General features: G+C 68.3%; 18 protein-coding genes and 2 riboswitches. Of the genes, 12 read left to right on the top strand and 6 right to left on the bottom strand.

What is annotated here, in order from left to right:
• The first annotated feature begins 24 nt into the window (after positions 1-24).
• Entirely contained in the window at positions 25-813 is a 789-nt protein-coding gene (locus ASF72_RS11590; RefSeq protein ID WP_050685432.1) for a DeoR/GlpR family DNA-binding transcription regulator, read from the top strand.
• A gap of 87 nt (positions 814-900) precedes the next feature.
• Positions 901-1,716: a CPBP family intramembrane glutamic endopeptidase gene (locus ASF72_RS11585; protein WP_056599012.1), complete on the top strand. Its 816-nt coding sequence runs from the start codon at positions 901-903 to the stop codon at positions 1,714-1,716.
• Between the two features lie 194 nt (positions 1,717-1,910).
• Here ASF72_RS11585 and ASF72_RS11580 read toward each other — a convergent pair whose 3' ends face one another.
• Complete coding sequence (locus ASF72_RS11580) at positions 1,911-2,549, bottom strand: VOC family protein (RefSeq protein WP_050685434.1); 639 nt, start codon at positions 2,547-2,549, stop codon at positions 1,911-1,913.
• Between the two features lie 161 nt (positions 2,550-2,710).
• A riboswitch (SAM riboswitch) is annotated at positions 2,711-2,826 on the top strand.
• A gap of 44 nt (positions 2,827-2,870) precedes the next feature.
• Between ASF72_RS11580 and ASF72_RS11575 the strand changes: the two genes are divergently transcribed.
• Both ASF72_RS11575 and metX read left to right on the top strand, forming a co-directional pair.
• The gene (locus ASF72_RS11575; RefSeq protein ID WP_050685468.1) at positions 2,871-4,196 is read left to right on the top strand and encodes a bifunctional o-acetylhomoserine/o-acetylserine sulfhydrylase; all 1,326 of its coding nucleotides are present in this window, start codon (positions 2,871-2,873) and stop codon (positions 4,194-4,196) included.
• Between the two features lie 96 nt (positions 4,197-4,292).
• Positions 4,293-4,408: riboswitch (SAM riboswitch) on the top strand.
• A gap of 12 nt (positions 4,409-4,420) precedes the next feature.
• Positions 4,421-5,536: a homoserine O-acetyltransferase MetX gene (gene metX, locus ASF72_RS11570; RefSeq protein ID WP_056599009.1), complete on the top strand. Its 1,116-nt coding sequence runs from the start codon at positions 4,421-4,423 to the stop codon at positions 5,534-5,536.
• Between the two features lie 23 nt (positions 5,537-5,559).
• Here the strand turns inward: metX and ASF72_RS11565 are convergent, their stop codons facing one another.
• Both ASF72_RS11565 and ASF72_RS11560 read right to left on the bottom strand, forming a co-directional pair.
• The gene (locus ASF72_RS11565) at positions 5,560-6,078 is read right to left on the bottom strand and encodes a hypothetical protein (RefSeq protein ID WP_056599007.1); all 519 of its coding nucleotides are present in this window, start codon (positions 6,076-6,078) and stop codon (positions 5,560-5,562) included.
• A gap of 108 nt (positions 6,079-6,186) precedes the next feature.
• Positions 6,187-7,056: an SGNH/GDSL hydrolase family protein gene (locus ASF72_RS11560; protein WP_050685437.1), complete on the bottom strand. Its 870-nt coding sequence runs from the start codon at positions 7,054-7,056 to the stop codon at positions 6,187-6,189.
• A gap of 77 nt (positions 7,057-7,133) precedes the next feature.
• Between ASF72_RS11560 and ASF72_RS11555 the strand changes: the two genes are divergently transcribed.
• Positions 7,134-7,790: an alpha/beta hydrolase gene (locus ASF72_RS11555; RefSeq protein ID WP_056599003.1), complete on the top strand. Its 657-nt coding sequence runs from the start codon at positions 7,134-7,136 to the stop codon at positions 7,788-7,790.
• A 102-nt stretch (positions 7,791-7,892) separates the two neighbouring features.
• Here the strand turns inward: ASF72_RS11555 and ASF72_RS11550 are convergent, their stop codons facing one another.
• A complete protein-coding gene (locus tag ASF72_RS11550; protein WP_050685439.1) occupies positions 7,893-8,126 on the bottom strand; it encodes an RNA-binding S4 domain-containing protein in 234 nt (77 codons plus the stop codon).
• A 32-nt stretch (positions 8,127-8,158) separates the two neighbouring features.
• Between ASF72_RS11550 and ASF72_RS11545 the strand changes: the two genes are divergently transcribed.
• The 3 genes from ASF72_RS11545 (at position 8,159) to ASF72_RS11535 (ending at position 11,685) form a co-directional block, all read left to right on the top strand.
• Entirely contained in the window at positions 8,159-9,142 is a 984-nt protein-coding gene (locus tag ASF72_RS11545; RefSeq protein ID WP_056599000.1) for a DMT family transporter, read from the top strand.
• A gap of 135 nt (positions 9,143-9,277) precedes the next feature.
• Positions 9,278-10,663: a glycine--tRNA ligase gene (locus ASF72_RS11540; RefSeq protein ID WP_050685441.1), complete on the top strand. Its 1,386-nt coding sequence runs from the start codon at positions 9,278-9,280 to the stop codon at positions 10,661-10,663.
• 2 nt (positions 10,664-10,665) lie between these two features.
• Positions 10,666-11,685: a GNAT family N-acetyltransferase gene (locus tag ASF72_RS11535; protein ID WP_056598997.1), complete on the top strand. Its 1,020-nt coding sequence runs from the start codon at positions 10,666-10,668 to the stop codon at positions 11,683-11,685.
• A gap of 113 nt (positions 11,686-11,798) precedes the next feature.
• Here ASF72_RS11535 and ASF72_RS11530 read toward each other — a convergent pair whose 3' ends face one another.
• Both ASF72_RS11530 and ASF72_RS11525 read right to left on the bottom strand, forming a co-directional pair.
• Positions 11,799-12,617 carry a lysophospholipid acyltransferase family protein gene (locus tag ASF72_RS11530; RefSeq protein ID WP_050685443.1) on the bottom strand — a complete coding sequence of 273 codons (819 nt, stop codon included), beginning with the start codon at positions 12,615-12,617 and terminating at the stop codon, positions 11,799-11,801.
• Positions 12,618-12,619: 2 nt separating this feature from the next.
• The gene (locus ASF72_RS11525) at positions 12,620-13,405 is read right to left on the bottom strand and encodes an alpha/beta hydrolase (RefSeq protein ID WP_082178276.1); all 786 of its coding nucleotides are present in this window, start codon (positions 13,403-13,405) and stop codon (positions 12,620-12,622) included.
• 111 nt (positions 13,406-13,516) lie between these two features.
• On the opposite strand from ASF72_RS11525, the gene ASF72_RS11520 reads away from it, so the two are divergent.
• The 4 genes from ASF72_RS11520 to dnaG all read left to right on the top strand — a co-directional run bounded on the left by ASF72_RS11520 (position 13,517) and on the right by dnaG (position 19,468).
• Positions 13,517-14,950 carry a YibE/F family protein gene (locus ASF72_RS11520; RefSeq protein ID WP_050685445.1) on the top strand — a complete coding sequence of 478 codons (1,434 nt, stop codon included), beginning with the start codon at positions 13,517-13,519 and terminating at the stop codon, positions 14,948-14,950.
• Positions 14,951-15,020: 70 nt separating this feature from the next.
• Positions 15,021-16,199, top strand: a complete 1,179-nt coding sequence (dusB, locus tag ASF72_RS11515; RefSeq protein WP_056598994.1) for a tRNA dihydrouridine synthase DusB — start codon at positions 15,021-15,023, stop codon at positions 16,197-16,199.
• Positions 16,192-17,481, top strand: coding sequence for a deoxyguanosinetriphosphate triphosphohydrolase (locus ASF72_RS11510; protein WP_056598991.1), 1,290 nt, complete (start codon positions 16,192-16,194; stop codon positions 17,479-17,481). The genes dusB and ASF72_RS11510 overlap by 8 nt, the downstream gene beginning before the upstream one ends.
• A gap of 52 nt (positions 17,482-17,533) precedes the next feature.
• Positions 17,534-19,468 carry a DNA primase gene (dnaG, locus tag ASF72_RS11505; protein ID WP_050685448.1) on the top strand — a complete coding sequence of 645 codons (1,935 nt, stop codon included), beginning with the start codon at positions 17,534-17,536 and terminating at the stop codon, positions 19,466-19,468.
• The last annotated feature ends 67 nt before the right edge of the window (positions 19,469-19,535 follow it).

The following is a 19,535-nucleotide window of genomic DNA, read 5'->3' as shown; positions in this document are numbered from 1 at the left end:
TCAAGCACTTTGGAGGCCTTCCGCATGACCCGTACCGACCGCCTGACGGCCATCCTTGACCTGTTGGCCCGGACCGGCCAGGTGGAAGTGGACGAGATCGTTACCACCCTTGCGGTTTCCCCGGCCACGGCCCGCCGCGACCTGGACAGCCTGGCGAAGCGCCGGCTGCTGACCCGGACGCGGGGCGGCGCCACCACCGGCGCCCTGGCCTACGACCTTCCCGGCCGGTACAACCGTGACGACCACGGCCAGGCCAAGGAACAGATCGCCCAGGCCGCATCTGCGCTGGTCCGCCCCGGTGCGGTGATCGGCCTGTGCGGCGGGACCACCAGCACTGCCCTGGCGCAGATCCTGGCCACGCGGGAAGACCTCAATGCTCCCGCGAACCAGCACACACTGACGGTGGTCACGAACGCCATCAACATCGCCGGCCAGCTCGCCGTGCGGCCCAACATCAAGGTCATGGTGACCGGGGGCATCCTCAACCCGCGCTCCTATGAGCTGGTGGGCCCGTATACGGACATCATCATGCAGAAGGTGGTGCTGGACATCGCCTTCATCGGCGTCAACGGCATCGACCCGGAGGTGGGTCCCACCAACACGGGCGAAGGGGAGGCCTCCGTCAACGCGCTGCTTGCCAGCCGGGCCCGGATTTCGTATGTCCTGGCCGACTCGTCGAAGGTGGGCGTGCGGGCCTTTGCCACGATGGACGGCTACAACTTCACCCGCCTGATCACGGACGCCGGGATCTCGCCGCGGGACAAGGCCGCGTTTGAAGCCAACGGCACCGAAGTGATCGTCGCTCCCGGATAAAGGGCCGCCGGCCCACGGGGACCACCGGGATCCAGTGCCGGCCGGGGCGGTCAGCCCGGATCCAGCAACAGCAGGCAAAATGGGTACATGCTGGTTCCCTCCCGCCGCAGGCTGCGGCTCGAAGTCTGGATTGTCCTGGGGTTGTCCCTGGGACAATCCGCCGTCTATTCCGTGGTGCAGCTGCTGGACAAGCTGTCCCGCGCGCCGCTGGTGGAGGGCACCTCAACCCTGAACCGCTCGCAAAGTACCCGGGAATACTTCGACCTGACCTACCAGCTGCTGGACATCGCCTTTGCCCTGGTGCCGGTCCTCCTGGTGATCTACTTCCTGACCGACCAGCGCCAGGCGGCACCTGCCGGACCCGGCAACCCGCCGGTCATCGGCGGCGCCAACGCCTCCCGCCACACGGGCTCCGCTTTCCGGCAGCTTGGCTTCACCTTCGACAGGCCCGGCCGCGACCTGCTCCAGGGCCTCGGCCTGGCCGCCCTGATCGGCATCCCATCACTGGGCCTCTACGCCGCCGGGCGGGCGCTGGGCATCACCACCGCCATCATCCCCAGCGCCCTGGATGCCTACTGGTGGACCGTTCCGGTGCTGATCCTCTCCGCCGTCCGGCACGGCATTGTGGAAGAGGTCATTGTGGTGGGGTACCTGATGAACCGCTTCGGCAAGTTCGGCTGGAGCCTGCCGATGTCCATCGCGGCCAGTGCGCTGCTGCGTGGCAGCTACCACCTTTACCAGGGCTTCGGGCCCTTCATCGGGAACGTGGTGATGGGCGTTGTCTTCGCGTGGCTCTACACCCGGACCAAACGCGTGATGCCGTTGGTCATCGCGCACGCGCTGCTCGACATCGTGGCGTTTGTCGGCTTCAGCCTGTTTGGCAAGGCGGTGGGGCTGGGCTGACCGTCCCGGGCCTCATGCCTGCCCGCGGTGGCGGGCGGCCGCCGTCGCGCGGTTGATGCTTTTGCCGCTCAATGATTCGGCCGCCATCAGCAGGTGACGCCGTTGTCAGCTGCTGATGGCGGTCGAAGGGTGGGTGGGCGCGGACGCCCGGAAGCACCGGACCCGGCGCAGGCCGGATCCGGTGCGGCGGAGGATCAGATGGTGACTGCGCCGTTGGCGGTTTCGAAGGTGACCGAGAGGATTCCGGGTGTGCCGTGCGGGGCAACCCAATCCACTGCAACATCCTCGAGCGGCTTCTCCACCGGTTCACCCAGCCATTCGGTGACCCGCTCGGCGGAACCGGCGATGGTCAGGCAGCTCATCTTGACGTTGCCTTCGTAGGCGTTGGACGGGTGCAGGGAGGGATCGCCCTCCCACTTCAGCATGTAGGGCACCTGGGGATCCGCGATGAGGCCCAGGATGCCGATCTGCTTCCAGACCAGTTCGCGGCCGTCAGGGAACTTGCGGTTGCCGTTGACGGAAGACCGGCCCAGCCGCTCCTCGAAAGGCGCAAGGTCGTCCACTTCGACGCACCAGCCCATCCAGCCGCCACCGGCTTCGGAGCGGGCGCGGACAGCCTGCCCGAAAGGCGCCTTGTCCGAGGCGGGGTGCGCCAGCACCTCCACCACCTCAAGGTACTTGTGGCCCGCGAGGGGAATGATCATGTTCCGGGTTCCGAAACGGGGATGCACCCCGCCCTTGACGGCTTCCACACCCAGGGCGGAAGCGATTCGTTCGGTGGTGGCCGCCAGGCCATCCTGTTCACAGGCGTAAGAGACGTGATCCATGCGCATGCCAACATCTTGGCACTTTGTGATCCGCCTCTCAGCTAAGGCTTGCCTTACATGATTTTTCCACTGGGCGGAGTTCCTGTTGTGGCCCGGCAACGGGGCCGTGGGACCATGTTCGTCACAATCCTGTACCGCGCTCCCGGACAGTTCCTACACTGGGCACAGGTCATGAGTGCCAGCATCAAGCCCCGGCTCGCTGGCCGGCAACCCTCCACCCGCGGTGGGGTGCCCCGGGTGAGGACCTGGCTGTCCGGCACCGGCCGGATGGCAAGCGCGGCCCGTGCTGCTTCCTGCATGCCGGGCCCCTGTGAAGTGGAGCCAAAGATGTCCAACGGATGGTCGTTTGAAACCCGCCAGATCCATGCAGGCCAGGAACCGGACAGCGCCACCGGCGCCCGGGCCCTGCCCATCTACCAGACCACCTCGTTTGTGTTCCCCAGCGCCGAAAGCGCGGCCAATAGGTTCGCCCTGGCCGAACTCTCGCCCATCTACACCCGCATCGGCAACCCCACCCAGGACGCCGTGGAGCAGCGGATCGCCAGCCTGGAAGGCGGCCTCGCGGCCCTCCTGCTCAGCTCCGGGCAGGCCGCCGAGACGTTCGCGGTCCTGAACATCGCCGAGGCCGGCGACCACATCGTGGCCAGCCCCAGCCTTTACGGCGGGACCTACAACCTCTTCGCCCACACCCTGAAGAAGTTCGGCATCACCGTGACGTTTGTGGCGGACCCGGACAACCTGGACCAGTGGCGCGACGCCGTGCAGCCCAACACCAAGCTGTTCTTCGGCGAGGTGGTATCCAACCCGCGCCAGGACGTTTTGGACATCGAGGGCATTTCCGGGGTGGCGCACCAGGCGGGAGTGCCGCTGATCGTGGACAACACCCTGTCCACCCCGTACCTGATCCGGCCGCTGGAGTGGGGCGCGGACATCGTCCTGCACTCGGCCACGAAGTACCTGGGCGGACACGGCGCCGCCATCGCCGGCGTGATCGTGGACTCGGGCAAGTTCGACTTCACCAGGGAACCGGAGAAGTTCCCCGGCTTCAACACCCCGGACCCCACCTACAACGGCCTGGTCTACGGCCGCGACCTGGGTGCCGACGGCGCCCTGGGTGCCAACCTGTCCTACATCCTGAAGGCCCGCGTGCAGCTGCTGCGTGACCTGGGCTCCGCCGTGTCACCGTTCAACGCGTTCCTGATCGCCCAGGGCCTGGAAACCCTGAGCCTGCGGGTGGAGCGGCATGTCTCCAACGCCATTGAGGTGGCCCGTTGGCTCGAGGCGCGGGACGACGTCGAATCCGTTGCCTACGCCGGCCTGCCCTCCAGCCCCTGGTTTGAGCGCGGCCAAAAGTACGGGCCGCGGGGCACCGGGGCGATCGTGGCCTTCAACCTCGCCGGCGGGGCCGCGGCCGGCCAGCGTTTTGTCGATGCGCTGGAACTGCACTCCCATGTGGCCAACATCGGCGATGTCCGGTCGCTGGTGATCCACCCCGCGTCCACCACCCACAGCCAGCTGTCCCCTGAGCAGCAGGCCGTTGCCGGGGTCACGCCGGGCCTGGTCCGGTTGTCCGTGGGACTGGAACACATCGATGACATCCTGGCCGACCTGGAAGCAGGTTTCCGGGCGGCCAAGGCGGCAGCAGGTTCCTGACCGGACCCTAACGGACCGGCTGCCTTTGGGCCGGGGCAAGTCACAACCAGTCACACTCTTGGCCCGGGGTGGGGTGTTCTTCGTACACTCGAACAAGGTCATGAGTGCCAGTGACAGCCCCGGCTTGCTGGCCGGCAACCCTCCTTCCGCGGTGGGGTGCCCCGGGTGAAGACCTGGCCTGCCGGTCATTCGACGGCAGGCAAGCGCGTAGAAGAGGTCTTGCCATGACGGTTACCGTCGCCCGTACCACCGTTCCCGAACACGGGATTGTCCGCTTCGCCTCCGTAGGGGCCCTGGAACTTGAAGCCGGCGGATACCTGCCGGACGTCACCCTGGCCTACGAAACGTGGGGCACCCTGAATGCCGACGGCAGCAACGCCATCCTGATCGAGCATGCCCTGACCGGCAGCACCCACGTTGCCCGCGGCGACAGCGACGAGCCCGGCTGGTGGGAACAGCTGGCCGGTCCGGGCGCACCCGTAGACACGGACCAGTTTTTTGTGGTGTCCATCAACATTGTGGGCGGCTGTTACGGGTCCACGGGACCGTCCTCAGCCGCACCGGACGGCAGCCCGTGGGGTTCCCGGTTTCCGCTGGTGACCCTGCGGGACAGCACCGTGGCCGAAGCCAGGCTCGCAGACCAGCTGGGCATCCGCAGCTGGTTCGCCGTCCTGGGCGGCTCCATGGGCGGTGCGCGTGCCTTGGAATGGGCGGTGACCTACCCGGAGCGGGTGCAGCGGTGCGCCGTCATCGCCGTCGGTGCGGCGAGCACCGCAGAGCAGATCGCGTTTGCGCAGGCGCAAACGCTGGCCATCCGCCAGGATGCCAACTTCCAGGGCGGCGACTACTACGGCGGCCCGTTCCCCGGGGACGGTCTGGCCCTGGCCCGGCGCATCGCCCACATCACCTACCGGTCCGCCGCGGAACTCGAAGGCCGGTTCGGCCGGCAGGCGCAGGCCGCCGAAACACCGGTCCGCGCGGATTCGCTGGCCGCCCGGGGCCGCTATCAGGTGGAAAGCTACCTGGACCACCAAGGCAACAAACTGGTCCAGCGGTTCGACGCCAACAGCTACATCGCGCTCACCGAGGCACTCATGAGCCATGACGTCACCCGCAACCGGGGCACGCTGGCGCAGGCGCTGGACGTGCCGGGAGTCCGGTTTTTTGTCGCAGCGGTCGACTCGGACCGGCTGTACTTCCCGGCGCAGTCCTACGAGCTGGCGGCGGCGCTGCCGGGCGAGGTGGACGTCCACCTGATCCAGGCGCCGATCGGGCACGACGGCTTCCTGACCGAGATCGGCCAGCTGGGGGCGCAGCTGCGGGCATCGTTCCTCGTCTAGTCGGGCTACCCCGGCCGGGTTGGTCAGCCCTTCATGATCTCGCCACGGCGGGTCATGTACTCCTCCATGGAGAGCTCACCGTTGCTGTACTGCTGGTCCAGTTCGGCGAGTTTGCGGGCCCGGAAGCCCTGCGGGGCCGACGGCGGCGGGGGAGTGGCGGGCGCCTGCGGCTGTTCCGGAGCGGGCTGGCCGGGCTGACCCGGGTACCCGCCCTGGCCGGGTTGTGCGGGGTAACCGGGCTGGCCCGGGTACCCGCCCTGGTGCGGGGCCTGCGGCCGGCCGAACGGGTCAGGCAGCGGCTGCGGCCGGTCGATGGGCTGCGGCGCGTCGATCTGGCGGAAACCGCCGCCGTAGTAGTCCTGCTGGGTGTAGCCGTCGCGGGGCTGGTTGTTCTGCGGTCCGGGGCCGCCGGGGAACTGGTTGGGATAGCGGCCGGAGAAGCTCTGGTCCTGGTTCCGGCGGGCCACTGACTTCCGGTACATCCGCATGCCCATGGGGATGACAAAGGACAGGATGATGATCCAGAAAAACAGGTTGCTCACGGTGCCGCGCCTCTCGTGTGTGTCCTCCCAGCTTAGCCGGGGCGCGCCGGATGAGGGTGCGCCGGAAGGAATCCGCGCACCTCAACCAGAACCGACGGGAAGGGCAGGCTACTCCGCTGTGGCTGCCGTGGTCCCCAGCGGACCTTCGCCGGACCCCAACGGGACGCCCGGGCCAAAGGCGGGACCCGGCGTCGGGCGTTTTGCGGTGATGCCATCGCCGGAGGACTGGTGGCGCAGCCGGCGCAGGACCCACGGGACGAAATATTCGCGGGCCCACACCAGGTCCCCGCTCCGGGCTTCCCGCCATGTGCTGGGCGGCAGCGGTTTCGGGTGCAGGGGTTCGAGGGTGTGCTCGACGTTGAGTGAGTCCAGCACCATCGCGGCGATGGTGTGGTGGCCCACCGGCGAGAAGTGCAGCCGGTCCTGGTCCCACATCTGCGGATCGCGGAGCTGCCGCAGGGACCACATATCCGCAATAACGGCGTCATGCCGGGCGGCTATGGTGCGGAGGTTCTCGTTGTAGATGGCCACCTTGGACCGGATCCGGCCCAGCACCGACGAACCCGTATCCGGGCCGTTGAACAACACCACCGTGGCACCGTTCATGGCCAGGATCTGCACCACGGAATCAAGTTTCCCGGCCAGCGCATCCGGATCGCCGCCGCGCCGCAGGAGGTCGTTGCCGCCCGCGGACAGGGTCACCAGGTCCGGGCGGAGGGCCAGGGCCGGTGCCAGCTGCTGGTCCACGATCTGCTGCAGGAGCCGGCCGCGGACGGCGAGGTTTGCGTAGGCGAAGTCCTTCTGCGTGCGGCCAAGTTCCTCCGCCACCCGGTCCGCCCAGCCGCGGAACCCGCCGGGGGACGAGGGCTCGGGATCGCCGATGCCCTCCGTAAAGGAATCGCCCAGGGCTACATACCGGGTCCAGGGGTGCGATTCGGTCCGGGGGTGCGGGGTCTGGCTGGCGTTTGTGTCACTCACGTTCCTATCCTGCCTTCTGCTGCGCTGGCTACGCCAACGTAGGTTGTTACTTTCGGGTAACTGTAAGAATGGAAACCATGACTGATGCTTCTGTATTTCCTGCCCCCGTTGTCCAGTGGTCCCACCCCGAGGACCAGCGTGCGGGCAAGCCGTTGCTGGTGCTGCTCCACGGCTACGGCGCCAACGAACAGGACCTGATGGGCCTGGCCGACATGCTGCCGGCAGGATTCGCCATCGCCTCGGTCCGTGCACCCCTCGCCATGGGCCAGGGCTACACCTGGTTCCCGCTGACGGCGTCCATCGAGTACACGCTGGAGCGCGTCACCGAGGCGTCCGCCTATGTGCAGGACTGGATCGACGGGATCCGGCCACACCACCCGTCAGTGACACTGCTGGGCTTTTCCATGGGCATGGCCATGGCCACCACGCTCCTGCGGCAGCGGCCGCAGGACTATGCGGCCGTCGTCGGGCTGTCCGGTTTTGCGGTCGACGCCGGCGCAGACCCCTCATTCCACGACGCCGACCTGCAGGGCACCGTGCCGTTCTTCTGGGGCCGGGACCAGCAGGACCCGGTGATCACCGCGGACAAGATCGACTTCACCATGGGCTGGGTCCGCAAACACGTCAAGCTCACCAAGGTGCTGTACACGGGCATGTGGCACGGCATCAACCAGCAGGAAATCGGGCACGTGGGAGAATTCCTCACCCATGAGGTGCTCAACAAGCAGGACTGACGACGGCGGCCGGCCAGTCCCGGAGCACCTCAGCGGGTCGTGCCGCCCGCGATCAGCCCGCCGTAAGCCCGCCGCTTCCCGCCGTCAGCCGGCCGCTTCCGGTCAGTCCGCTGCGGGGGCGCTGACCCGGACGGTTTGCCCGTTCACGGTGACGGTGTCGCCGTTGTGGAGCTGGCGGCCGCGGCGGTCATCGATCTCGCCGTTCACCTTGACCAGCCCGTTCTTCACCACTTCGGCGGCCTCAACACCGTCTTCCACCAGGTTGGCAAGCTTCAGCAGCTGGCCCAGGCGGATCATGCTGTCGCGGATGGGGATGTCCTCTACGGGGTTGCTCATACAGCAATAATGCCTGACGTAAGGTGGATCCAATGACCTCACCCTCCCGCCTGCCGCTCCTGGCGGGCCTCCCGCTTGCGGTGCTGGCCGGCCTCGCCATCCCCGCCCAGGGCCGCATCAACGGGGCGCTGGCCACCCGCCTGGATGACGGCGTCGCCGCGTCCGTGGTGAGCTTCAGCACAGGCCTGCTGGTGATGCTCCTCATCTCGGTGCTGCTGCCCCGGGGCCGGGCCGGGCTGGCCCGGATCCTGCCGGCCGTCCGCACCCGCGCCTTCCCGCGCGTCTACGTTATGGCCGGCGGGATCGGGGCCATCTTTGTCTTCGCCCAGTCATTCACGGTGGGCATCCTGGGCGTGGCGCTGTTCACGGTGGCCACGGTGACAGGCCAGACCCTCAGCGGGCTGCTGGTGGACCGGCTGGGCATCGGCCCCGCAGGCCGCAAATCCATCACCGGCATCCGCGTGGTGGGCTGCGTGCTGACCATCGCCGCCGTGGCCTGGGCGGTTTCGCCGAGGTTCGCCGGCGGCCCGGGAGCGGCCGACGCCGGCGGGCTGGTCCTGCCGCTGCTGCTGCCCCTGCTGGCCGGGTTCCTGATGAGCTTCCAGCAGGCCATGAACGGCACCGCCACCGTCCACTACGGAACACCCATCGCCGCCACCCTGGTGAACTTCGTGGCCGGCTGCGCCGTGCTGTGGACCGTGTACGGCATCAAGGTGGCAGTGGCCGGGGCCGGGAACCCGCTGCCGGTCGAGTGGTGGTACTACGTGGGCGGACCCATGGGCTGCGTTTTCATCGGTGTGGGCGCGCTCCTGGTGCGCAGCCTGGGTGTGCTGGTCACCGGCCTGGGCATGATCGCCGGCCAGCTGCTGGGGTCCCTGGCCCTGGACGTGGCGCTGCCCGCACCGGGCTCCGTTGTGGCTCCGGCCACCGTCCTGGGAACTGTCCTCACCCTGGGGGCCATCATCCTGGCCACCCTGCCCTGGCCGCGGGGCGCGCTCCGCAGGCAGGGCCGGTAGGCTGGGACACGCAGCTTTCTGCAACATTTTCCTTCATCCAATCCGCCGGAAACCCGTGGTGCCCCACCACCGGAGTGCCGGCACCGAAAAAACCGCGGACCGCACCCAGCGGCCCTGTAGAAACTGGAGTTCCCCATGGCAGCAAAATCCGTTCTTGACCAGGTCATTTCCCTCTCCAAGCGGAGGGGCTTCGTGTTCCAGGCCGGTGAGATCTACGGAGGTTCGCGTTCTGCCTGGGACTACGGGCCCCTCGGCGCCGAACTGAAGGAAAACATCAAGCGCCAGTGGTGGCAGTCGATGGTCCGCGGCCGCGAGGATGTGGTGGGACTCGATTCCTCCGTCATCCTGCCCCGCCAGGTCTGGGAAGCCTCAGGCCACGTGGACGTCTTCTCCGATCCGCTGGTGGAGTGCCTTTCCTGCCACAAGCGCTACCGCGCAGACCACCTCGAGGAAGAGTACGAGGAGAAGAAGGGTCGGCCGGCGGAAAACGGCCTCAAGGACATTGCGTGCGCAAACTGCGGCACCCGCGGGGAATGGACCGCCCCGCAGGAATTCTCCGGCCTGCTCAAAACCTTTCTGGGCCCCGTCGCCAGCGAAGAGGGCATGCACTACCTGCGCCCCGAAACCGCGCAGGGCATCTTTGTGAACTTCAACAACGTGCTCACCACCGCCCGGAAGAAGCCGCCGTTCGGCATCGGCCAGATCGGCAAGTCCTTCCGCAACGAGATCACGCCCGGCAACTTCATCTTCCGCACCCGCGAGTTCGAGCAGATGGAAATGGAGTTCTTTGTTGAGCCCGGCACTGACGAGGAATGGCACCGCTACTGGATGACGGAGCGGATGTCCTGGTACACCGGCCTGGGCATCAAGGAAGAGAACCTGCGCTTCTTCGAGCACCCGCTGGAAAAGCTCAGCCACTACTCCAAGGGCACCACCGACATTGAATACCGGTTCGGGTTCCAGGGCTCGGAGTGGGGCGAGCTTGAAGGCATCGCCAACCGCACCGACTTCGACCTGTCCACCCATGCCAAGGCCTCCGGCACGGACCTGAGCTACTTCAACCAGGCCACCAATGAGCGTTACACGCCGTTTGTGATCGAGCCGGCCGCCGGCCTGACCCGGTCCTTCATGGCGTTCCTGGTGGATGCCTACACGGAGGACGAGGCCCCCAACGCCAAGGGCGGCGTGGACGTGCGCACCGTGCTGAAGCTCGACCCGCGCCTGGCGCCGGTCAAGGCCGCCGTGCTGCCGCTGAGCCGCAACGAGGATCTGTCCCCGAAGGCCAAGGCCCTGGGCGCGCAGCTGCGGAAGAACTGGAACATCGATTTCGACGACGCCGGCGCAATCGGCCGCCGCTACCGCCGCCAGGACGAGATCGGCACCCCGTTCTGCATCACCGTGGACTTCGACACCCTCGAGGACCAGGCCGTGACCATCCGCGAGCGGGACACCATGAGCCAGGAACGTGTGTCCCTGGACAAGGTGGAAGGCTACCTGGCCGCCCGCCTGATCGGCGCCTGAGCATGGCCATCGAATACCGCAGCTGGCGCGAAGGCGACGACCTGGCGCTCCTGGAACTCTGGGGCGGGCCCGAGACCCACCAGGCCCGGCAGTTCCGTGGCGCCCTGGCCGAGTCCTCGGCCGGGACCAACGGCACCCCGTGGCGGCGCTGCATCGTCGCCGAGGACGTGCTGGACGGCGTCGGGATCCCCGTGGCCGCCGGCGTGGTCTATGAAGCGTCCCTGCACCCGGAACGGCTGTGGACGTACGTCGAGGTGGCGCGCGACCATCGCCGCTCCGGCATCGGCGCCACGCTCCTGACCATGCTCCGCCGCGAAGCGGAGCAGTCGCCGTCGGGCGTTTCAAAGCTGCGCGCCAAAGTGGAGCCCGGCACCCCCGGTGCCGAATTCGCGGCAGCCTTCGGGCTGGCCTCCATCCAGCGGTCCCGCCTGGTGGTGGTGGAACCCGGCGCGCTGCGGCTTCCGGTGTTCCCTGAATCTGACAACGGCGCGGCCGGCGAAAACGCGGGTTCGGACGTGGTGATGGACCTGGCCACGGGCTCGGTGGAGCTCACCGACGTGGTGGGACGCTACTACACGGCCATCCACAGCTGGGACTCCCCGGGCGAGTTGTCAGTGGGCCAGGTGCAGAAGCTGTTCCTGGACGACCTCACCGGTGCGCACGGCGCCATTGTGCTGCGCGCTGAGCCGGGCTCGGCCTTCGGGCCGGGCGTGGCACCCACCCGGAAGGGCAAAATCCGGGCCTTCGCCGTCAGTTACGCGGCACCCACCCAGGACCCGGACGGCCGGCCGCTCGGCGACACCGGCGCGGCAACCGACGTTTTTGTTGGCCACGACCCGGCGCTGGAGTCCGCGGATGCTGCCGAAGCGGTCCGGGACATGCTGTCGCTGATCGCCTACCAGCACCCCGTGATGCTGGAACTGGACGATTCGATGACCGCCCTGCGGGCCGCCGTCGAGCCGCTCCTGGCGGGCGGAAAAGCCCGGCTGGCCGGACCGGAAACCCTGGTGGTCTCGGACTGATCCTGCCCTGCTGCCCCGGCCAACCGGTCGAAGCCAAGGGGCCGCGGAAAGAAATTTCCGCGGCCCCTTGCGTATCAGCAGGGCACGTCAGCAGGGCACCTCAGCGTGGACCGTCAGCGGGGACCACGACGGCGGCCCCTGGCTGCGTCCTCGGCGTCCAGCAGGGCCCGCTCGGCGTCGGACGGTGCTCCGCCGCCAAGATGGGCGGGCTGCCACCACGCACCAGGGCGGGCCGGCAACGGAAAGTCGTCAGTGCAGCGGTCGATGCCGGCCTGCAGCTCCTCCCGGAGCGCAGCAGTCGCCGCCTCGGCGTCTACCCCCGGCGCATACCGTACGGGTTCGCCCACCTGGACCCGGACCGGAGCCCGCCAGGTACGCCGGGCCGAAAAACCGTGCCCGCGGGTGAGTAGCCGGTGCGCACCCCACACGGACACCGGGATCACGGGAACCCCGGCCTCCGCCGCCATCCGGACCACACCCGTCCTGCACTCCCGGACGGTGAAACTGCGGCTCACGCCGGCCTCCGGGAAAACCGCCAGGTATTCGCCGGCGCGGAGTTTGGCCACGGCGGCGTCGTAGGCGTCCTTACGCTCCGTGTATCCCACCACCACGTGCCCGGACGCGCTGATGGCCGGTCCGGCGAACCAGTGGTCGGCGGCGCCCTGGTGGATGAGGAACCGGAGCTGCGCCCGGGCGTGCTTCCACAGCAGCAGCTCAGCCACCGCGAAGTCCAGGTAGCCGAAATGCGTCACGGCAAACACCGCGCCGGTCCCGGGCCGGACCGGCCGGGACGCACCCAGCCGCGGGGCAGGTGCCGGCAGGTTCTCCTGGCCCGTGGTGATGATGCGGACCCTGAACGCGGCCCGCAGCGCCAGCCCGGTCCGCACCACCAGGCGGTAGAAGCGGTCACTCGGCGCCGGGCGCCACGGCATCCTCACAAGGTGACCTGGACTGCTGATTCCGGCAGCAGTTGGGCATACGAGCGGGGGACCGGGGCGCCGGCACGCGTGGACTCGTTGAAGGCGCTCAGGACAAAGCCGGTGGCCAGTCCCTGCCAGAGCCGGAGCTTGCGGAGCATAAAGTGCCCGGCCCCGTTCAGGGTCACGTACTGCATGCTGGCTGCGGATCTGGAGGCCCGGCGGGCGAAAGCCAGCGACTGGGCGGCGCTGGTCCAGTGGTCCACGGTGCCGTGCACAATCAGCACTTTCCGGCCAGCCACCCCTGTGGCAGGCGTTTCCGGGCTGAGCCACGGCGCAAGGGCCACCACTGCCTCGACCTGGGGGTGGTCGGCGGCGCAGACGGCGGTCAGGCCGCCCATCGAGTGGCCCAGCAGGTAGATGGGCACGCCGGGATGTCTTTCGGTGATCTGCGCCAGCGCCCAGCGGGCATCACGCAGGGGTGACATGTCGGGTCCGTTCCAGCCCCGGACGCTGTTCCGCAGGGACCAGACGGCCAGGCCGCTGCGCCCGCCCGCACGGTGCAGCTGGCGGGCAAAGGGAATCATCCGGGCCGGGCTCAGATGGCGTGCCTCCACGGGCTCGCGGCTGCGGGACTTGCCGCCGTGCAGCACCAGCACCACGCCCTTGGTGGCACCGGATGCCGGCAGGACGGTGAGGACCGCCTGGTGGCTGTGGCCCGGTGTTCCCTGGGCGGCCTGCTGCCCACTGCTGTCAGTACTTCGGTTGGCCACGCTTGGTACCTCCCAGTCCCGGTCATCCATTTATCAACCCTAAGGTGCCGGAAGTAGAGTTCAACGCATGAGGTTTTTCTGCTGATGGGAGCCGGCCACTCCCACGCTTCACAAGGTCATTCGGAGCCAACCCCGGAAGCGATGGCCGCACGGCGCAAAGCCAACCGCATCCTCGCGGCCATCCTGATTCCCCTCACCCTGCTGACGCTCGCGGGGATGGCGATGCTCTGGCCCTCCGGCAGCAAGGAGGGCATCTCGCTGGCCAATCCGTACGCTGCGGCACCCGGTGTGACGTTTGATACCGGCACCATCCAGAGTGTGAGCGTCGAAAGCTGCATGCAGGGTTCTACGGCGGCGCCCGGGGCGGCCGGGCAGCAGGCGGGCCCGGACGCAGCCCAGGGGGCCAATCAAGGCTCCGACTGCACCTTCGCCTCGACCGAGCCGGACAAGGGCGGCAACCCGGTCAAGGTGGTCATCAACCCGGACGTTGCAGCCTCGCACGGCGTGAAACCCGGCGACCAGATCAGGTACCTGAACCTGTCCAACGCCCAGGGCGCCTCCGCCACGCAGACATCACCCGCCTACATCTTTGTGGACTTCGTCAGGACCCTTCCCATTGTGCTGCTGGCCCTGCTGTACGCGGCAGTGGTGATCGCTGTGGCCCGCTGGCGTGGCCTGCGTGCTCTGGTGGGACTGGTGGGCGCCTACTTTGTGCTGGCCGGCTTTATGCTGCCCGGCCTGGTGGAGGGCAAACCGCCGCTGCTCCTGGCGCTGGTGGGATCCACGGTGATCATGATCGGGGTCCTGTACTTTGCCCATGGTTTCTCGGCCCGGACGTCCACGGCGCTGTTGGGCACCATGTTCGGGCTGGGCATTACGGCGCTGCTGGCTGCCTGGGCCACCGACGCCGCCAACCTTGCCGGTGTTGGTAATCACGACGCCAGTACCCTTATCAACACCTCGGCCAACATCTCCATCTCCGGGGTGATCCTGTGCGGCCTCATCATCTCCGGGCTCGGCGTCCTCAACGACGTGACCATCACGCAGTCCTCGGCCGTGTGGGAGCTCTACGAGCTGGCCCCGGAGAGCAGCGCCCGGAAGCTCTTCACCTCCGCGATGCGGATTGGCCGGGACCACATCGCCTCCACGGTCTACACCATCGCCTTCGCCTATGCCGGCGCCGCCCTGCCCATCCTCATCATCGTGATGCTGTACGACCGGCCCCTGGGCGAGACCCTCACCAGCGCCGAACTGTCCGAGGAAGTCATCAGGACCCTCGTCGGATCCATCGGCCTGGTCCTGGCCATCCCCGTGACCACCCTGATCGCCGTCCTGGTGGTCAAGGCCACCAGCATCCGCCACGCCGGCGGTTCCGGCGCAAAAGCCGGCGTTTCGGCAGGCGCAACAGCGGCCAATGGAACGGCCGACGGCGGCGGAACGGACGGCGGAACTGCCGACGGCGGCGCAGCCAGGGACAGCCGGCGGCTGGATACCGGGAGCCTCGCCGCAGCCGCAACGGCAGCGGGGGACGAAGCGGCGGCCACCCGGCGGGGCCGGCGGGCAGACCGGGGCTGAGGCAGGCCCCGGGGCCGCTGGCCGCCCTGACCTTCCGGCACGATTTGCCCGGCTTTGCAACAATGGACAGGTGACTGTTGTAGCAACCCCGCCCGCTCCCAAGCTGGAACTCCCGCCCCTGAAGCTGGGACCCCTCACCGTGGACACGCCGGTGATCCTGGCGCCCATGGCCGGTATTACCAATTCCGCGTTCCGCCGCCTCTGCCGCGAGTACGGCGGCGGCATGTACGTGGCCGAAATGGTGACCTCCCGCGCCCTGGTGGAGCGGACCCCCGAATCGCTGCGCATCATCTCCCACGACGACGATGAAAAGGTCCGCTCGGTCCAGCTGTACGGCGTGGACCCCGTCACCGTGGGCGCCGCCGTCAGGATGCTGGTGGAAGAGGACCGCGCAGACCACATCGACCTGAACTTCGGCTGCCCGGTGCCCAAGGTCACCCGCCGCGGCGGCGGCTCGGCCCTGCCCTGGAAAACGGACCTGTTCACCTCGATCGTGCAGACCGCCGTCCGGGAAGCGGGCAAGGGCAACGTCCCGCTGACCATCAAGATGCGCAAAGGCATCGACGATGACCACCTGACGTACCTCGAGGCCGGCCGGATCGCCCGTGATTCCGGGGTGGCCGCCGTCGCCCTCCACGGCCGCACTGCCGCCCAGTTCTACTCCGGCCAGGCTGACTGGTCCGCCATCGCGCGCCTCCGTGAGGCCCTGCCGGACATTCCCGTGCTGGGCAACGGCGACATCTGGTCCGCTGAGGATGCCGTCCGGATGGTCCGCGAGACCGGCGTCGACGGCGTGGTCATTGGCCGCGGCTGCCAGGGCCGGCCGTGGCTCTTCGGCGACCTGCAGGCCGCCTTCGAAGGCAAGGACATCCGGCACACGCCCAACCTGGGCCAGGTGGCGCAGGGCGTGTACCGGCATGCTGAACTGATGGTGGAGACCTTCGGCGACGAGGGCAAGGCCCTCCGCGAGATCCGCAAGCACATCGCCTGGTACTTCAAGGGGTACGTGGTGGGCGGCGAGCTCCGCACCCGGATGGCTCTGGTGAACAGCCTCGAGGAACTGCGCGCGGCCCTGGCCGAGCTCGACGCGGAGTCCCCGTACCCGGGCGGCGACGCCGAAGGCCCCCGCGGCCGGGCCGGCTCACCCAAAAAACCTGCCCTGCCTAAAGACTGGCTGGAATCCCGGGCCCTGAACGCCGACCAGTCCCGCGACATCTCCGCCGCAGAACTGGACGTTTCCGGTGGCTGAAACCCGCACTGCTGCGCCGGTCCTTCCCGGCTACAACGCGGACGACTCCGCGCGCTGGGTGGAGGAACCCCCCAAAACCACCTACCGGTCCGACTTTGAACGCGACCGGGCCCGGGTGCTGCACTCCTCCGCCCTGCGGCGGCTGGGCGCCAAAACCCAGGTGGTGGCACCGGACACGGACGACTTCGTCCGGACCCGGCTGACGCACAGCCTCGAAGTGGCGCAGGTGGGCCGGGAACTGGGCCGCACCCTGGGCTGCGACCCGGACGTGGTGGACACCGCCTGCCTCAGCCACGACCTGGGCCATCCGCCCTTCGGCCATAACGGCGAATCGGCGCTCAACGAGGTTGCGCATGCGATCGGCGGGTTTGAAGGCAACGCCCAGACCCTCCGGCTGCTGACCCGCCTTGAACCGAAAGTGCTGACGGTGGACGGCCAGCCTGCCGGGCTGAACCTCACCCGGGCCAGCCTTGACGCCGCCTCAAAGTACCCCTGGTCGGCCCTGGAAGCCCCGGTGATCCACGGCCAGCGGACCAGCAAGTTCGGCGCCTACGAGGACGACCTGCCCATCTTCACCTGGCTGCGGCAAGGCGCCCCGGAACGCCGGTCCTGCCTCGAAGCCCAGGTCATGGACCTGGCCGACGACATCTCCTACTCCGTCCACGACGTGGAGGACGCGATTGTGGCCGGGCACTTCCAGCTGGGCTGGATGAAAAACCCGGACCACCGGGCCCGGGTGGTGGGCTATGCCAAGCAGTGGTACCTGCCGCACAACGATCCGGCCGCCATCGACGCGGCCCTGGCCCGGCTCGAAGCCACCGACGTGTGGGTCCGGGAGGCCGACGGCAGCCGGAAAGCCATGGCGGCCCTGAAAAACATGACCAGCCAGCTGATCGGCCGGTTCTGCCAGAGCGCTTTGGAAGCCACCCGCGCGGTTTACGGCCCCGAAAACCTCACCCGGTACAACGCCGAGTTGATGGTCCCGGATGAAACAGTGATGGAAATCGCCGTGATGAAGGGCCTGGCCACCACCTTCGTGATGACCACCGACCACCGGCAGCCCATCTACGAACGCCAGCGCGAGGTGCTGCACGCCCTGGTCACCGCCCTCAGCGCCACCGGCGACAGGCACCTGGAGCCCATGTTCGCCGCGGACTGGCGCGACGCGGCCGACGACGATGCCCGGCTCCGGGTGGTCATCGACCAGGTGGCGTCCTTGACTGACGGCTCGGCCCTGGCCATGTATGAGCGCCTGGTGGGGAGCCTGCCGTCGCTGTGGTGAGGCCGGTTACCCCCGGCCCGGCACTGTCAGTGGCCCGGACTAGGATGGCATTGTGGCCGGCCTGATCAAACGCGAAGACATTGACGAAGTACGCGAACGCACGGACATCAAGGAAGTGGTGGACGGCTACGTCACCCTCAAGGGCGCCGGGCTGGGAACGTTCAAGGGACTGTGTCCCTTCCACGACGAAAGGTCCCCGTCGTTTACCGTCCGTCCGCAAGTGGGCCGCTACCACTGCTTCGGCTGCGGCGAAGACGGCGACGTCATCGCCTTCGTCCAGAAACAGGACCACAGCTCCTTCCACGAGGCGGTGGAGAAGCTGGCCGCCAGGATCGGCTACGAACTGCGGTACGAGGACGGCGGCAGCGGGCCCAGCCGGGAGGAAGTGGGCCGCCGGCAGCGGCTCCTGGACGCCCACAAAATCGCCGACGAATTCTTCCGCGCCCAGCTCCTGACGCCCGGCGCCGCCGAGGGCCGGAACTTCCTGTTTGGGCGCGGCTTCGATCGGGCCGCCGCCGAGCACTTTGGCGTGGGTTACGCACCCCAGGGCTGGGACGCGCTGCTGAAACACCTCCGTGGCCGCGGTTTCACGGACGCCGAACTGAAGCTGACCGGCATGTTTTCGGAAGGCAACCGGGGCATCTACGACCGCTTCCGGGGCCGGCTGGTCTGGCCCATCAAGGACATCGCCGGGGACACCATCGGCTTCGGCGCGCGCAAACTCTACGAGGACGACCAAGGCCCCAAGTACCTCAACACCCCCGAAACCACGCTGTACAAGAAGTCCCAGGTCCTTTACGGCATCGACCTCGCCAAACGCAGCATCGCCAAGGACCGGCAGTTGGTGGTGGTGGAAGGCTACACGGACGTGATGGCCTGCCACCTCGCAGGAATCACGACGGCGGTGGCCACCTGCGGCACCGCGTTCGGCACCGAGCACATCAAGGTTTCCCGCCGGCTGCTTTCGGACGACGGCACCGGCGGCGAAGTGGTCTTCTGCTTCGACGGCGACGCCGCCGGGCAGAAAGCTGCCCTGCGCGCCTTCGAGGAGGACCAGCGGTTCACCGCGCAGACCTATGTGGCGGTGGAACCCACCGGGGCGGATCCGTGCGACCTGCGCCAGACCCGCGGCGACGCGGCCGTCAGGGACCTGATCAGCAGCCGCCGGCCGCTGTTCGAATTCGCCATCCGCGCCTCCCTGAAGCGCCACAACCTGGACACCGTGGAAGGCCGCGTCGCCGCGCTGCGCGAAGCGGCACCGGTGGTGGGCCAGATCCGCGACGGCGGCATCAGGCCCGGCTACGCCCGTGAACTGGCAGGCTGGCTGGGCATGTCCGTCGAAGAGGTCAACCGGGCCGTGGCGGTTGCCATAAAACGCGCCCCGGCGGGCATGCAGGGCGGGGCAGGGCCTGTGGCGGCTCAACAGGGCGGCCAGGCTGCCGCAAGGCCCGCGGAAGCCGGCGGGCCCGGTGTTGCTGCCGGTCCGGCGTCGGGCGCTGTCCCGTCCTACCACCGGCCTGACCCGCGGGACCCTGTGGCGTCCATGGAGCGCCAGGCGCTCGAAGTGGCCCTTCAGGAGCCGGCCGTGCTGGCGGGGGAGGTGTGGGACCGTTTTACGGCCGCCCGCTTCGCCACCCCCGCGTTCCAGGCCGTGCATGACGCCATGCGCGCCACGGGGCACGGCCTGACCGCCGAGCCTGTGCGGTGGGTGGAGCATGTGATGCACGAGGTGCCGGAGCCGTTGCGCCCGCTGGTGTCCGAACTTGCGGTGGTGCCGTTGCCGGCCAGCACGGAGGAAGCGGTGCAGAAATACTGCCGGGACATCCTTTCGCGCCTGTTCGAGCTGCAGATCACCCGGGTCAAGGCGGACAAGATGGGGCAGTTGCAGCGGCTGGACCCTGCCGCGGACCCGGAGGCCTACCAGCGGCTCAACCGGGAACTGATGATGCTGGAAATGGAACGCAGGGCGCTGCGCGCGGAGACCTGAGTTCCAGGCACGCAGCGGCCGGCCGCGGCGCCGATTTCGTTTCCCGGCCCGGAGTTTGCTAGGCTAT

The organism is Arthrobacter sp. Leaf141, assembly GCF_001424565.1.
Taxonomy (GTDB): domain Bacteria; phylum Actinomycetota; class Actinomycetes; order Actinomycetales; family Micrococcaceae; genus Arthrobacter.
The sequence above is the reverse complement of the archived record's forward strand: the minus strand, read 5'-3'. Positions and strand labels throughout refer to the sequence as shown.

Bases quoted from the DNA above. Each gene is read 5' to 3' on its own strand.
- ASF72_RS11590 (WP_050685432.1), top strand. From the start codon at position 25: ATGACCCGTACCGACCGCCTGACGGCCATCCTTGACCTGTTGGCCCGG.
- ASF72_RS11585 (WP_056599012.1), top strand. From the start codon at position 901: ATGCTGGTTCCCTCCCGCCGCAGGCTGCGGCTCGAAGTCTGGATTGTC.
- ASF72_RS11580 (WP_050685434.1), bottom strand. From the start codon at position 2,549: ATGCGCATGGATCACGTCTCTTACGCCTGTGAACAGGATGGCCTGGCG.
- ASF72_RS11575 (WP_050685468.1), top strand. From the start codon at position 2,871: ATGTCCAACGGATGGTCGTTTGAAACCCGCCAGATCCATGCAGGCCAG.
- metX (WP_056599009.1), top strand. From the start codon at position 4,421: ATGACGGTTACCGTCGCCCGTACCACCGTTCCCGAACACGGGATTGTC.
- ASF72_RS11555 (WP_056599003.1), top strand. From the start codon at position 7,134: ATGACTGATGCTTCTGTATTTCCTGCCCCCGTTGTCCAGTGGTCCCAC.
- ASF72_RS11550 (WP_050685439.1), bottom strand. From the start codon at position 8,126: ATGAGCAACCCCGTAGAGGACATCCCCATCCGCGACAGCATGATCCGC.
- ASF72_RS11545 (WP_056599000.1), top strand. From the start codon at position 8,159: ATGACCTCACCCTCCCGCCTGCCGCTCCTGGCGGGCCTCCCGCTTGCG.
- ASF72_RS11540 (WP_050685441.1), top strand. From the start codon at position 9,278: ATGGCAGCAAAATCCGTTCTTGACCAGGTCATTTCCCTCTCCAAGCGG.
- ASF72_RS11535 (WP_056598997.1), top strand. From the start codon at position 10,666: ATGGCCATCGAATACCGCAGCTGGCGCGAAGGCGACGACCTGGCGCTC.
- ASF72_RS11530 (WP_050685443.1), bottom strand. From the start codon at position 12,617: ATGCCGTGGCGCCCGGCGCCGAGTGACCGCTTCTACCGCCTGGTGGTG.
- ASF72_RS11525 (WP_082178276.1), bottom strand. From the start codon at position 13,405: ATGGATGACCGGGACTGGGAGGTACCAAGCGTGGCCAACCGAAGTACT.
- ASF72_RS11520 (WP_050685445.1), top strand. From the start codon at position 13,517: ATGGCCGCACGGCGCAAAGCCAACCGCATCCTCGCGGCCATCCTGATT.